Here is a 13,193-nt window from a genome sequence, read left to right on the forward strand (position 1 = left end):
TGGCCGACGTGTCCGGTGGCGGTGAACCCTGCGCTACGGTGGCCGTGAGGAGAGGGGTGGCCGATGTCCCAGCGGCTCGACGAGGCCGAGTCGGCGTTCGCGGCCGCCCGGCCGCGGCTGTTCGGCATCGCGTACCGCATGACCGGCAGCGTCGCCGACGCCGAGGACCTGGTGCAGGAGGTCTGGCTGCGCTGGCAGCTCGCCGACCGCGCGTCGGTGCTCAACCCCGAGGCGTACCTCGCGACGGCGATCACCCGGCTCGCGATCAACGAGTCGCAGACCGCGCGGGCCCGCCGCGAGACCTACGTCGGGCCGTGGCTGCCGGAGCCGGTGGACACGGCGGCCGACCCGCAGCTGGGCGCCGAGCAGGGCGCGGTGCTGGAGCTCGCCGTGCTGATGCTGCTGGAGAAGCTCACGCCGACCGAGCGGGCCGCGTACGTGCTGCGCGAGGCGTTCGACTACCCGTACCGGGAGATCGCCGACATCGTGCGGACCAGCGAGGTCGCGGCGCGGCAGCTGGTCAGCCGGGCGCGCAAGCACCTCGCCGACGAGCGCGGGGTGCCCGTCGAACGCGCCGAGCAGCGCAGGCTCCTGGAGGCGTTCGTGGCGGCCGCGCAGGCAGGTGACCTGGCCGGACTGGAGAAGCTGTTCGCGCAGGACGTGGTCAGCTACTCCGACAGCAACGGTGCCGTGCGGGCCGCCGGCCGGCCGTTGTTCGGCGCCGCCACGTTGGCGAAGATCTTCGCGGCGTGGGCGCCTGGCTTCTGGGCCGGCGCGCAGGTCGACTACGTGGAGGCGAACGGCGAGAGCGCCGTCCGGTTGCGCAAGGACGACAGCACCTACGCGGTGATCACCGTGACGGTCTCCGCGGAAGGCATCGACCAGGTGTTGTGGCTGGTCAACCCGGAGAAGCTCGCCGCGTTCCGGTGAGCCTGTCACAACCGCGCGGGCTGTCCTGTCCTAGCTGGTGAACGCCCGCACGGGACGGGCTCGCGAGAGGGACTGCAATCATGAGGATCGTTGTCATCGGGGGCACCGGGTTGATCGGCAGCCAGGTCGTGAAGCGGCTCGGTGAGCACGGCCACGACGCCGTGCCCGCGTCGCCGAACAGCGGCGTGAACACGGTGACCGGTGAGGGCGTGAAGGAGGTTCTGCAGGACGCCGACGTGCTGGTCGACGTGTCGAACTCGCCGTCGTTCGCCGACGACGACGTCATGAACTTCTTCACCACCGCCACCACGAACCTGACCAAGGCCGCCCAGGAGGCCGGCGTCGGCCACTACGTCGCGCTGTCCATCGTCGGCACCGACGAGCTGCCCGACTCCGGCTACCTGCGCGCGAAGGTGGCGCAGGAGAAGCTGATCACCTCCTCCGGCCTGCCGTACTCGATCATCCGCGCGACCCAGTTCTTCGAGTTCGCCGGCGCGATCGCGGACTCCGCGACCGTCGACGGTGTCGTGCACCTGCCGCACGGTGGCGTGCAGCCCATCGCGGCCGCCGAAGTGGCCGCCGTGGTCGCCAGGACGGCGGCGAGCGCTCCGATCAACGGCGTGCAGGAGATCGGCGGCCCGGAGGAGCTCACGCTCGACGGCTGGGTGCGCACGGTGCTGGCCCAGCGCAACGACCCGCGCGAGGTCGTCGGCGACCCGAAGGCCCAGTACTTCGGCACGTTCCTGACGGGCAGGCAGCTCGTGCCGAACGAAGGCGCTCAGCTGCAGCCGACCAGCCTGCAGGCCTGGCTGGCGGCCGGCAACTGAAAGTCCACGGTGGACGGGCTGCTGAGCCCGTCCACCGCTCTGCCCGTCACAGCGCGGAGAAGTGGGCGGCGTCCCCGCTGACCGGTGTGCTGGCCACGCCCTCGACGCTGACCGGGACGTCACCGGCGATGGTGACCCGGTGCAGCCGGCGGCGCTGGTCGTCGTAGTCGGCGACGCCGTAGTGCTGGGTGGCGCGGTTGTCCCAGATCGCGATGTCGCCGTCGGACCACTGCCAGCGCACCGTGTTCTCCAGCTTGATGATCCGCTGCTGGAGCAGTCCGAAGATCGCCTGCGACTCGGCCGGCGTCACCCCGACGATCCGCTTCACGAAGTGGCCCAGCAGCAACGCGCGTTCGCCGGTCTCGGGGTGCACGCGGACCAGCGGGTGTTCGGTCTCGAACACGTGCGAGCGGAACTCGTCGCGGTAGGACTGCTCCTTGACGTCGATGCCGCCGATGCGGGTCGAGTCCACGTGGCCCGCGTAGTCGTAGAGGTTGGTGTGCACGGCCCACAGCCGGTCGACCAGCGCGCGCAACGCCTCCGGCAGGTCGGCGTAGGCCTGCGCGGTGTTGGCCCACACCGTGCTGCCGCCGTACGGGGGCAGCACGATCGCGCGCAGGATGCTGATCGCGGGCACCCGGTCGACGAACGTCACGTCGGTGTGCCAGCTGTTGGCCTTGCCGTGCTCGGAGTCGATGGCCAGCACGTTCTCGTGCTCCTGGCCCCGGACGGTCGGGTGCGCCAGCGTCGGCTGGCCGAGCAGGCGGGCGAACGCGAGCTGCCCGGCGTCGTCGAGGTGCTGCTGACCGGAGAAGAACACCACCTTGTGCGCCAGCAACGCGGCCCTGATCTCGGCCACGGTGTCCGCGGGCAGGTCGCCGGAGAGCTCGACGCCGTCGATGCGCGCGCCGATGTGCGCTCCCAGCCGGTGGACGGTGATCGTTCTGGTGAGTTGCGCTGTCATGTCCTCAACCATGCGCGGCCTGTGGCGGCCGGATCTACTTTGCGTGCAACAAAAATAAGTTCGTCCCACCCTGCGGACGACTTATTTCCGGCGGGAAAGTTAAACCTCGGTGTCCAGGGCTTCTTCACCATGTGGGACGTCCGATCGCGTCGTTGACCCTGCTCGGAGCGGATGTGACGCTCTGCGCCGTGAGCCAAGCCGCCTTTCTCACCTCGCGCCGGCACGTCGACCTCCGACGGCACGCCAGCGCGTTCTGTCGTGCCTGCCGCTGAACCCCAGACCCGTCAATTCCCCGTTCAGCAAAGGAATCGGCCGTGACCACCACACGACGGAACTTCCTCGGACTCACACTTCTCGGCCTCACCGCTGCCGCCTGCGCGCCGGCGGCCGGTGCGGGCCAGGAGACCAAGACGTTGCGCTACCAGGGCTGGGCGGGTGACGTGACGCTGCCCGAGCTCGCCGCCGACCTCGGCTACCTCGGCGACGTGAAGCTCGACTGGGTCGGCAACACGATCAGCGGCCCGCAGGACATCCAGTCCGCCGCGACCGGTCAGGTCGACTTCGGCGGCGCGTTCAACGGCGCGGTCGTGAAGCTCAAGTCCGCCGGTGCCCCGATCAGGTCGGTGATCGGTTACTACGGCACCGACGAGCAGGCCTACAGCGGCTTCTACGTGCTGGACGACAGTCCCATCAGGACCGCGCGCGACCTGATCGGCAAGAAGGTCGGCATGAACACCCTCGGCGCGCACCACGAGGCCATGCTGGGCATCTACCTCAAGCGCAACGGGCTGAGCCAGGACGAGATCAAGAAGGTCGAGGCGACGGTCGTGCCGCCGGTCAACACCGAGCAGGCGGTGCGGCAGAAGCAGATCGAGGTCGGCGTGCTCGGCGGCATCCTGCGGGACAAGGCGCTGGAGAAGGGCGGGGTGCGCAAGCTGTTCTCGGACTTCGACCTGCTCGGCGCGTTCACCGCGGGCACGTACGTGTTCACCGAGAAGTTCCTGCGCGACAACCCGAACACCGTGCGCACGTTCGTGTCCGGTGTCGCCAAGGCGATCGAGTGGAGCCGCACCACGCCCCGTGAGCAGGTGGTCGCGCGCAAGGTCGACATCCTCACCAAGCGCGGCCGCAACGAGGACCCCGGCGCGCTCAAGTACTGGAAGTCCACGGGTGTCGCGGAGAAGGGCGGCAAGATCCTCGACGAGGAGCTGCAGGTCTGGATCGACTGGCTGGCCGACCGCGGTGAGATCAAGCCCGGTCAGGTCGAGCTCTCCGGCCTCTACACCAACGAGTACAACGAGCTCGCGAAATGAGCCCGCACATCAGCTTCCGCGATGTCACCAAGCGGTTCCCGGTCAAGGGCACCGAGTTCACCGCCGTCGACGGCATCGACCTCGACGTCGCGCGCGGCGAGTTCCTGGTGCTCGTCGGCCCGAGCGGTTGCGGCAAGTCGACGTTGCTCGACCTGCTCGGCGGTCTCACCTCGCCGTCCGCGGGCGAGATCCTGCTGGACGGGCGGCCGATCACCGGGCCGGGACTGGACCGCGGCATCGTGTTCCAGCAGTACGCGCTGCTGCCGTGGCGGACCGCTCTGGGCAACGTCGAGTTCGGCCTCGAAGCCACGGGCGTGCCGCGCAGGCAACGGGCCGCGCGGGCGCGGGAGTTCCTGAACCTGGTGGGGCTCGACGGGTTCGAGGACCGGCACCCGCACCAGCTGTCCGGCGGGATGCGCCAGCGGGTCGCGATCGCCCGCAGCCTCGCCTACGACCCGGCCGTCCTGCTGATGGACGAGCCGTTCGCCGCGCTCGACGCCCAGACGCGGGAGTCGTTGCAGGACGAGCTGCTGCGCATCTGGCAGCGCACCGGCAAGACGGTCGTCTTCATCACGCACGCCATCGACGAGGCCGTGCTGCTCGGGCAGCGCGTGGCCGTGCTGACGTCGCGGCCGGGCCGGGTCAAGGAGGTCGTGGCGGTCGACCTCGGTGATCGCACCGCTTCGGACGACCCCAGGTCCAGCGCCGAGTTCGCCCGCTACCGGCACCGCATCTGGGATCTGCTGCACGACGAAGTCTCCCGCGCACAGCAACAGGAGAAGGAGGTGGTGGGGGCATGACCGCACTGCTGGAATCCCGTCCCGCGGCCCGGGTCGCACCGGCCGTTGTCCGTCCACGACGGACTCGGCGGGTGCTGGACGCGGTGCTGACCGGGGTGGGCAAGAGCATCGCCGTGGTGGTGTTGCTGGTGGTGTGGGAGGTCGCGCCCCGGCTGGGCCTGGTCGACGCCACGTTCCTGCCGTCGTTCTCCGCGGTGCTGGGCGCGTGGTGGGACCTGCTGGTGAGCGGCAACCTGCTGGAGAACACGCGGGCGTCGCTGGCCCGGTCGCTCGCCGGCTTCGGGTTCGCGGTGGCGGGCGCGGTTCCGCTCGGGTTGCTGATCGGCTGGTACAAGCCGGTGTCCACGCTGCTGAGCCCGCTGCTGGAGGTGTTCCGCAACACCGCCGCTCTGGCGCTGCTGCCGGTCTTCGTGCTGCTGCTGGGCATCGGCGAGACGTCGAAGATCGCGATCGTCTTCTACGCCTGCACCTGGCCGATCCTGCTGAACACGATCAGCGCGGTCGGCGGGGTCGACCCGACGTTGCTGCGCCTCGCGAAGTCGATGAACCTGAGCGGGTTCCGGTTGTTCCAGAAGGTGATCCTGCCTGCCGCGGTGCCGACGGTGTTCACCGGCATCCGGCTGGCCGGCGCCGTGTCGATCCTGGTGCTGGTGGCCGCGGAGATGGTCGGGGCGAAGGCCGGCCTGGGCTACCTGATCAACGCCTCGCAGTACAACTTCGCCATCCCGCAGATGTACGCGGGCATCATCACGATCTCCGCGATCGGGGTGCTGTTCAACCAGGTGCTGGTCAGCGTGGAACGCCGCTTCACGTCGTGGCGCGTTCCGGTGGGAGGCTGAGATGACCCTCGAACTGAGTGCGGACGTGCTGGTGGTCGGCGGCGGACCGGCCGCGACCTGGGCGGCTCTGAAGGCGGCGGAAGAGGGCGCCACGGTCGTGCTGGCGGACAAGGGCTACTGCGGCACGAGCGGCGCGACCGCGTCGGTCGGCACCGGCGTCTGGTACGTGCCGCCGGATGCGGACGCCCGCGAGGCCGCGATGGCGAGCCGGGAGGCGCTCGGCGGCTACCTCGCCGACCGGCGCTGGATGGCCAGGGTGCTCGACGAGACCTACGACCGGATCAACGAGCTGGCCTCCGCCCGGTACCCCTTTCCCGTCGGCCCTGACGGCCAGCCGCTGCGCAACGGCCTGCAGGGCCCGGAGTACATGCGCCGCCAGCGGATCCGCGTGCGGCGGGCCGGTGTCACGATCCTCGACCACAGCCCGGTCACCGAGCTGCTCACCTCCCCGGACGGCGCGGTGGCCGGAGCCGCCGGGCACCAGCGGCAGGCGGACCGGCCGTTCCGGGTCCGCGCGGGCGCCGTCGTGCTCGCGACCGGAGGGTGTGCGTTCCTGAGCAAGGCCTTCGGGTGCAACGTGAACACGGGTGACGGCGCACTGTTCGCGGCCGAGGCCGGTGCCGAGCTGTCGGGCATGGAGTTCTCCAACGCCTACGGCATCGCGCCCGAGCACACCTCGGTGACGAAGACCGCGTTCTACAACTACGCCACCTTCTACCGGGCCGACGGTTCGGTGCTGGAGGGCGCGGGCAGCCAGCGCGGGCGGTCGGTGATCGCACGGACGTTGCTGTCGGAGAAGGTGTTCTGCAAGCTCGACCGCGCCGACCCGGCCGCGCAGGCCGCGATGCGGCTGGCCCAGCCGAACTTCTTCCTGACGTTCGACCGGTTGGGCATCGACCCGTTCACCGACGCGTTCGCGGTGACGCTGCTCGCCGAGGGCACGGTGCGGGGCACCGGTGGCATCCGGATCGTCGACGACGGCTGCGCCACGACCGTGCCGGGACTCTACGCGGCCGGTGACGCGGCGACCCGCGAGCTGATCTGCGGCGGGTTCACCGGCGGCGGCAGCCACAACGCGGCCTGGGCGATCTCGTCCGGGTCGTGGTCGGGACGGGCGGCGGCTCGGTTCGCCCGGTCCGTCGGACGGGGTGCGCGGCGGGTGCGGGCTGCTGGGGGAGCCGGCCTGCGGCCTGGCGGGACGGTGGCGGACGTCGACATCGCCGAGGTCGTGCGGACGGTTCAGGCCGAGGTGTTGCCGTACGACAAGAACTACCTGCGGCACGGGGACGTGCTGCGCGAGTCGCTCGGGGTGCTGGACGGTGTCTGGGAGTCGTTGAGGTCGGTGGAGGCGGTGGGCAACGCCTCGGTGCCTGCGCGTCAGGCGGTTTCGATGGTGGCGCATGCCCGGTGGATGTACACGTCTGCGTTGGCGCGCAACGAGAGTCGGGGGATGGCTCGGCGGCTGGATCGGCCTGAGCTGGACCCCGCTCAGCACCACCGGATCACCTCGGGAGGACTCGACGAGGTGTGGGCGCGACCCGAGGCGGTGGTCGCGTGATCGAGCTGATCTCCACCCAGCAGTGCATCGCCTGCGACAAGTGCATCCTGGTCTGCCCCACCAACGTCTTCGACCGCGGCACCGACGGCCTGCCGGTGATCAGCAGGCAGTCGGACTGCCAGACGTGCTTCCAGTGCGAGGCGAACTGCCCGGCCGACGCGTTGTTCGTCGCCCCGCACACCCATCCGCTGCCGGAGTCGCTGGACGAGAACGAGTTGCGGCGCACCGGGTTGCTCGGCAGCTACCGCAGGGACATCGGCTGGGGCAAGGGCCGCACGCCGGGAGCGGCACGGGCGGTCGGGCCCGCGCTGTCCCCGGCCGGCCAGCCGCTGATCTCATGACCACCCCGGCCGGAACGGCGTTGCGGGCCCTGCTGCGGCACGGGCCGATCGCGCGCAGCACGATCGCCCGCGAGACCGGGCTGAGCCCCGCCGCCGTGACCCGCACGTGCTCGGCGCTCGCCGACGCCGGACTGCTGGTCGAGGCCGCGGAGTCGGTGCCGTACCAGGGGATCGGGCGTCCGCACGTGCCGGTGGACATCGACACCGGGCGGCACGTCGTGGCGGCGCTGCACGTCGCGCACGAGTACTGCACGCTGGCGTTGCTCGACCTGCGCGGACGCCTGCTCACGCGGGAGGTGATCGGGCACCGCGACCCGGCTGATCCGCACCACGTGCTCACGACGGCCGCGGACCGGTTGGTGCGGCTGCACGCCGAACGGCTGCCGGGGCTCGTGCCGATCGGGCTCGGGGTGGCGGTCGGCGGCTGGGTCGACACCGAGCAGGGCGTGCTGGTGCAGCACGCCTCGCTGGGGTGGCGGGACGTGCGGGTGCGCGAGCTGCTGACCGCGCGCACCGGGCTGCCGGTGCTGGTGGACAGCCACGCCCGTGCCCTCGCCCAGGCCGAGCAGCTCTTCGGCCGGGCGGGGCACCGGGAGTCGATGCTGCACCTGTTCGTCGGCAACGTGGTCGACGCGGCCATCGTGACCGGCGGCACCACCCACCGCGGCGCGCGGTCGGCGGCGGGCGACGTCGCGCACCTGGCGCTCGGCGATCCCGCGATCGGTTGCCCGTGCGGACGTTCCGGCTGCCTGCAGGCCACCGTGGCCGACCAGGCGTGGGCACACCGGGCCTGGCAACGCGGTGTGGTGCCGCGACCGTCCATGATGGACCTCGCTAACCTCGCGAAGGACGGTGACCGCGCGGCCGTCGACGTGCTGGTGGAACGCGCCGGGATCATCGGCCGGGCCGCCGCCGTGCTGTTCGACTTCATCAACCCCGACGTGCTCGTCGTGACCGAGATCGGCACGAACTGGCTGCCCGAGTGCGTCGACACCCTGCGCGCCGAGGTGGCCGCGGCATCGAGCCTGTGCACCTCGCCGGAGCTCGTGCTGCCGAGCAGCTTCGGCGTGGACGTGCTCGGCATGGCCGCCGGTGCCGTCCAGCTCTGCGCCCTTTACGCCGATCCACTGCAATTCTCGTTGGCAGGAGTCTGAAAGTGACCGAACGTCAGCTGCACCTCAACGCGTTCCTGATGGGCGTCGGCCACCACGAGGCGGCCTGGCGCCATCCGCGCACCGACCCGAAGGCGCTCGACGACGTGGCGCACTTCCAGAACCTCGCCCAGATCGCCGAGCGCGGCACGTTCGACTCGGTGTTCCTCGCCGACGGCGTGCAGATCTGGGGCGACGTCCGGCACACCGCGGCCGGCCGGTTCGAACCGCTCACCCTGCTGACCGCGCTGTCGCAGGTGACCGACCACATCGGACTGATCGCCACCGCCTCGACCGGCTTCAGCGAACCGTACAACCTGGCGCGCCTGTTCTCGTCGCTCGACCACATCAGCGGTGGCCGGGCGGGTTGGAACATCGTGACCACCGCGCAGGACCGTTCCGCGCAGAACTTCAACCGCTCGGCCAACCTCAAGCACTCCGAGCGTTACGAAAGAGCGGACGAGTTCCTCGACGTCGTCACCGCGCTGTGGGACTCGTGGGAGGACGACGCGCTGGTCGTCGACCAGACCTCCGGCGTGTTCGCCGACGAGACGAAGGTGCACGAGATCGGCCACAGCGGCCGGCACTTCTCGGTGCGCGGCCCGTTGAACGCCACGCGCAGCCCGCAGGGCCACCCGCTGCTCGTGCAGGCGGGCTCCAGCGAGGACGGCAAGGCGTTCGCGGCCCGCTGGGCGGAGGCGGTGTTCACCGCGCAGCAGACCCACGAGGAAGCCGTCGCGTTCTACACGGACCTCAAGCGCCGCGTCGAGGCCTTCGGACGACCGTCCGACGGCCTGAAGGTGCTGCCCGGCATCGTGCCGGTCCTCGGTGGCACCGAACAGGAGGCCCAGGCGCTCGCGGACGAGCTCACGTCGCTGATCATCCCGGAACGCGCGGTGCGCCAGCTCACCGACATGATCGGGATCGATCTCACCGGCCACCCGCTCGACGAGCCGCTGCCCGACCTGCCGCCGGTCACGGAGGTCAACGGCGCCAAGAGCCGGTTCGAGCTGGTGCGGGACCTGGCGGTGCGGGAGCGGCTGACGTTGCGGCAGCTGCTCGGCAGGCTGGGCGGCGGGCGCGGGCACCAGGTCGTGGCCGGCACGCCCGAGCAGATCGCGGACCACATCGAACTGTGGTTCCGGACCGGGGCGGCGGACGGGTTCAACGTCATGGCACCGCTGCTGCCGTCCGGGCTGGAGGAGTTCGTCGAGCACGTGGTTCCGTTGCTGCGGGCGCGGAAGCTGTTCCGCGGCGAGTACACCGGACGGACGTTGCGCGACCACTACGGGCTGGCACGGCCGGTGAGCCGGTACGCGGTGAGCTGACGCGGCTCAGTCCTGCACGGCCTCGAACTCCTGGAAGACCGACTCGAAGGCCGCCTCGTCGTTCCCGATCACGTGCTCCACCACGGCATGCCACCGGGTGAGCCGGATCACGTTCGCCACGGCCCGCTGCCGGAGCGTGCTCGAACAGCTCTCGCGACCGCTCGGCGTCCCCGTTGCGGTACGTGGTGCGGACGAGCTGGAGGAAGGCCTCGACGCGGCCATGGTCTCGCCGCGGTTCACCCTGCCCACCGACGCCCACAGCGCGGGCAGGTCCACCGGCACGTCCCCGGCGCGGTCGATCAGCTCGGGCGGCGCGATCCGCTTGACCTGCAACCGGTACCGCGTCCGGACGGGTGCACCGGTCAGCAGGTTCACGTCGCCGTGGAGGGTGCCGATCTGCGTGAGAGGGCCGCTCACCGTGCCGTGCACGGCGTTCGACACCTGGCTCTCGGTCACGTTCATGATTGTCGCGCGGACCGCCTAGAACGTTGCGTCGCGGAGCTGTCTGCGTGATGTCACGCCGAGCTTGCCGAACACCTTGCGCAGGTGCCATTCCACCGTGCGTGGACTGATGAACAGGCGCGTGCCGATCTCCGGGTTCGAGTAGCCCTCGCGGGCCAGCCGGGCGATCTGGTACTCCTGCGCGGTCAGCTCGTCGGTCGGTTCGGCGGTGCGCTTGCGGGCGGTTTCGCCGGTGGCCTGCAGTTCACGCCACGCCCGTTCGGCGAACGCGGACATGCCGCACGACGTGAGCATCTCGTGCGCCGTGCGGAGGTGCTCGCGAGCCTCGACGCGTTGACCCTCACGGCGCAGCCACTCGCCGTACAGCAGATGTGCGCGCGCCAGTTCCGTGCGCAGGCCGGAGCGGGCGAAGTGGCCGATCGACTCGGCGAAGGCGGCGGGCTCGCCGTTCAACGCGCGCAGGCGGGCCTTGACGCCCGACGACCACGCGGTGTCGACCCACGCCGACGAACGGTCCAGGGCCTCGGCCACCAGGGCGAGGTCACCGGTGCGGGACGCGGCCTCGGCCAGTTCGGACGTGATCAGGCCGCTGTAGACCAGGGTGTCGGTGCCGAACACGCGCAACGCGGCGTCGCGGGCGAGGTCGTGGCGGCCCTGTCCGTTGTGGAGGATCGCGAGCACCCAGTCGGCGATGGTGGCGAGCCGGCCCTGGCCTTCCGCCCGCGCGGCAGCACCGGCGGCGGTGGCCAGGTCCTCACCGCGGAACGCGGCCTGCAGCAGGACGGCGTAGGCGACCGGCGGGGTGCCGGTGACCTCGGAGATCCGCCGGTCCTCCTCGATCAGCGCCTGGGCGGCGGCCGGTTCGCCCGCCAGCAGTTCGTTGTCCGCCAGGAAGTTCAGCGCGAACTGCAGCTGGACGAGGGCTCCCGCGTCCCGGGCCAGGCGGACCTGCTGCCTGGCGAACGCGCGGCGCGTCTCGAAGTCCCACAGCTCGCTCGCGACGATGCCGCCCGCGCGGTTGCCGAACAGCCACGGCAGGCGGCTGATGTCGCCGGCATCGACCTTCAGCGTGCGCACCTCGCCGAGAGCGCGGGTCAGGTGCGGCACGGACGCCGCGTAGCCGTCGGTGATGCGAGTGGCCAACGCATCGAGGACGAGGTCGAGCGCGCACGGGGGAGTGCGCGGGGGAGGCGCAGCGCGTGCGGCTCCGGTCAGTGGGGAACCGGCCCAGATCGCCGCGGACAGCGCTTCCAGGTGGGTCTCGCGGGCCAGATCGGGGTCGAACGGGGTGAGCCGGCGGGCCGCGCTGAACAGCAGGGGCGCGGCCTCGGCGACCCGGCGCTGGTCGAACGCGATGTGGCCGCGCAGGTGCTCGACCTCGGCGCTGCGGCGCTCGTCGGGCGGGCCTGCCTCGACGGCGCTGAGCAGCCGCAACGCCGCGTCCAACGCGCCCGCGTCGCGCTTGGCCCGCGCCGCCGCCAGCTCACGGGCGGCCCGGCGGCCGGGTTCCGGGGTGAGCACCGCGGCCTGTTCGAGGAACGCGGCCGCGGCCAGCAGACCGCCGCGGGACCGGGCACGTGACGCGGTGTTCTCCAGATCGGCGGCGACTTCCTCGTCCGGCGCCGCGGTGCCCTGCGCGCGATGCCACGCCCGCCGGTCCGGGTCGATCTCCCGGTCGGTCACGTCCGCCAGCGCCCGGTGCACGCGCTGCCGGTCCGCCGCGGTCGCCGATCGGTACACCGCCGACCGCACCAGCGGGTGCCGGAACCGCACGCGAGCCCCGAACTCGATCAGCCCGGTGCCCAGTGCCGCCGCGGCCGGGTCGGCGCCCAGCCCGAGCAGCCCGGCCGCACGCCACAGCAGGGTCGCGTCACCGAGCGGTTCGGCCGCGGCGGTCAGCAGCAGCAGTCGCGTGTCGGCGGGCAGCGGTTCGATCTGACGGACGAAGCTCCGCTCGATCCTGCTGGTCAGCGGCCCGGCGTCGAGGCCGTCGGCGACCTCGCGCGGCAGCTCCAGCAACGCCAGCGGGTTGCCGCGGGCCTCGGCGATGATCCGGTCGCGCACCCGGCCGTCCACCGGCCCCGTGATCACCGAGTCGAGCAACGCGCGGGCGTCGGCGTCGTCCAGGCCGCGCACGAACAGCTCCGGCAGGCCGTCGAGGTGGTCGTTGTCTTCGCGCAGCACGAAGACCAGCGCGATCCGTTCGGCGAGCAGCCGGCGGGCGACGAACCCGAGCACCGCGGACGACATCGAGTCGAGCCACTGCGCGTCGTCTACCAGGCACGCCAGCGGTTGTTCGTCGGCGACCTCGGCGAGCAGCGTCAGCACCGCCAGCCCCACCATGAACCGGGTCGGCCGGGGCCCCGCCGCCAGGCCGAACGCGGTGCCGAGCGCCTCGCGCTGCGGCGCGGGCAGCCGGTCCAGCCGGTCGAGGAACGGCACGCACAACTGGTGCAGCCCCGCGTACGGGAACGCGCTCTCCGCCTCCACGCCCGCGGCCCGAGTGACCAGGAACCCCGAGGCGCGCGCCGACACCTGGTCGAGCAGCGCCGTCTTGCCGATCCCGGCCTCGCCGCGCAGCACCAGCACCTGGCCGCTGCCCGCCCTGGCCCGCGTCAGCAGGCGGTCCAGCGTCTCGCCCTCAGCGCGTCTGCCCAGGAGATCGTCCGACACGGGCCCG

The 13,193-nt window shown here is 71.6% G+C and carries 13 protein-coding genes; 10 read left to right on the forward strand and 3 right to left on the reverse strand.

What is annotated here, in order from left to right:
* Window positions 1-63: 63 nt before the first annotated feature.
* Window positions 64-930, forward strand: coding sequence for an RNA polymerase sigma-70 factor (locus ACWEIJ_RS29210; protein ID WP_449840448.1), 867 nt, complete (start codon window positions 64-66; stop codon window positions 928-930).
* An 80-nt stretch (window positions 931-1,010) separates the two neighbouring features.
* On the forward strand, window positions 1,011-1,757 hold the full coding sequence (locus ACWEIJ_RS29215; protein WP_449840449.1) for an SDR family oxidoreductase: 747 nt from the start codon (window positions 1,011-1,013) through the stop codon (window positions 1,755-1,757).
* Between the two features lie 46 nt (window positions 1,758-1,803).
* Here the strand turns inward: ACWEIJ_RS29215 and ACWEIJ_RS29220 are convergent, their stop codons facing one another.
* Window positions 1,804-2,721, reverse strand: a complete 918-nt coding sequence (locus ACWEIJ_RS29220; RefSeq protein WP_449840450.1) for a TauD/TfdA dioxygenase family protein — start codon at window positions 2,719-2,721, stop codon at window positions 1,804-1,806.
* A gap of 188 nt (window positions 2,722-2,909) precedes the next feature.
* Here ACWEIJ_RS29220 and ACWEIJ_RS29225 point away from each other — a divergent pair, with 188 nt between their 5' ends.
* The 8 genes from ACWEIJ_RS29225 to ACWEIJ_RS29260 are packed head-to-tail and all read left to right on the forward strand — an operon-like array spanning window position 2,910 to window position 10,051.
* Window positions 2,910-2,993, forward strand: coding sequence for a putative leader peptide (locus ACWEIJ_RS29225; RefSeq protein ID WP_449840552.1), 84 nt, complete (start codon window positions 2,910-2,912; stop codon window positions 2,991-2,993).
* A gap of 42 nt (window positions 2,994-3,035) precedes the next feature.
* Window positions 3,036-4,034 (forward strand): ABC transporter substrate-binding protein, encoded by a 999-nt coding sequence (locus tag ACWEIJ_RS29230; protein ID WP_449840451.1) that lies wholly within the window; start codon window positions 3,036-3,038, stop codon window positions 4,032-4,034.
* Entirely contained in the window at window positions 4,031-4,834 is an 804-nt protein-coding gene (locus ACWEIJ_RS29235; RefSeq protein WP_449840452.1) for an ABC transporter ATP-binding protein, read from the forward strand. Before ACWEIJ_RS29230 ends, ACWEIJ_RS29235 begins: the two co-directional genes overlap by 4 nt.
* Window positions 4,831-5,673, forward strand: a complete 843-nt coding sequence (locus ACWEIJ_RS29240) for an ABC transporter permease (RefSeq protein WP_449840453.1) — start codon at window positions 4,831-4,833, stop codon at window positions 5,671-5,673. The genes ACWEIJ_RS29235 and ACWEIJ_RS29240 overlap by 4 nt, the downstream gene beginning before the upstream one ends.
* Window position 5,674: 1 nt before the next feature.
* Window positions 5,675-7,231, forward strand: coding sequence for an FAD-dependent oxidoreductase (locus tag ACWEIJ_RS29245; RefSeq protein ID WP_449840454.1), 1,557 nt, complete (start codon window positions 5,675-5,677; stop codon window positions 7,229-7,231).
* On the forward strand, window positions 7,228-7,572 hold the full coding sequence (locus ACWEIJ_RS29250; RefSeq protein WP_449840455.1) for a 4Fe-4S dicluster domain-containing protein: 345 nt from the start codon (window positions 7,228-7,230) through the stop codon (window positions 7,570-7,572). The genes ACWEIJ_RS29245 and ACWEIJ_RS29250 overlap by 4 nt, the downstream gene beginning before the upstream one ends.
* Complete coding sequence (locus ACWEIJ_RS29255; RefSeq protein WP_449840456.1) at window positions 7,569-8,726, forward strand: ROK family protein; 1,158 nt, start codon at window positions 7,569-7,571, stop codon at window positions 8,724-8,726. Before ACWEIJ_RS29250 ends, ACWEIJ_RS29255 begins: the two co-directional genes overlap by 4 nt.
* Before the next feature lie 2 nt (window positions 8,727-8,728).
* The gene (locus ACWEIJ_RS29260) at window positions 8,729-10,051 is read left to right on the forward strand and encodes an LLM class flavin-dependent oxidoreductase (protein WP_449840457.1); all 1,323 of its coding nucleotides are present in this window, start codon (window positions 8,729-8,731) and stop codon (window positions 10,049-10,051) included.
* A 6-nt stretch (window positions 10,052-10,057) separates the two neighbouring features.
* Here the strand turns inward: ACWEIJ_RS29260 and ACWEIJ_RS29265 are convergent, their stop codons facing one another.
* Both ACWEIJ_RS29265 and ACWEIJ_RS29270 read right to left on the reverse strand, forming a co-directional pair.
* Complete coding sequence (locus tag ACWEIJ_RS29265) at window positions 10,058-10,507, reverse strand: hypothetical protein (protein ID WP_449840458.1); 450 nt, start codon at window positions 10,505-10,507, stop codon at window positions 10,058-10,060.
* Between the two features lie 24 nt (window positions 10,508-10,531).
* Entirely contained in the window at window positions 10,532-13,186 is a 2,655-nt protein-coding gene (locus ACWEIJ_RS29270; RefSeq protein WP_449840459.1) for a helix-turn-helix transcriptional regulator, read from the reverse strand.
* Between the last annotated feature and the right edge of the window lie 7 nt (window positions 13,187-13,193).

The sequence above is a fragment of the Lentzea sp. NPDC004789 genome (assembly GCF_053601075.1).

Bases quoted from the DNA above. Each gene is read 5' to 3' on its own strand.
- ACWEIJ_RS29210 (WP_449840448.1), top strand. From the start codon at position 64: ATGTCCCAGCGGCTCGACGAGGCCGAGTCGGCGTTCGCGGCCGCCCGG.
- ACWEIJ_RS29215 (WP_449840449.1), top strand. From the start codon at position 1,011: ATGAGGATCGTTGTCATCGGGGGCACCGGGTTGATCGGCAGCCAGGTC.
- ACWEIJ_RS29220 (WP_449840450.1), bottom strand. From the start codon at position 2,721: ATGACAGCGCAACTCACCAGAACGATCACCGTCCACCGGCTGGGAGCG.
- ACWEIJ_RS29235 (WP_449840452.1), top strand. From the start codon at position 4,031: ATGAGCCCGCACATCAGCTTCCGCGATGTCACCAAGCGGTTCCCGGTC.
- ACWEIJ_RS29240 (WP_449840453.1), top strand. From the start codon at position 4,831: ATGACCGCACTGCTGGAATCCCGTCCCGCGGCCCGGGTCGCACCGGCC.
- ACWEIJ_RS29245 (WP_449840454.1), top strand. From the start codon at position 5,675: ATGACCCTCGAACTGAGTGCGGACGTGCTGGTGGTCGGCGGCGGACCG.
- ACWEIJ_RS29255 (WP_449840456.1), top strand. From the start codon at position 7,569: ATGACCACCCCGGCCGGAACGGCGTTGCGGGCCCTGCTGCGGCACGGG.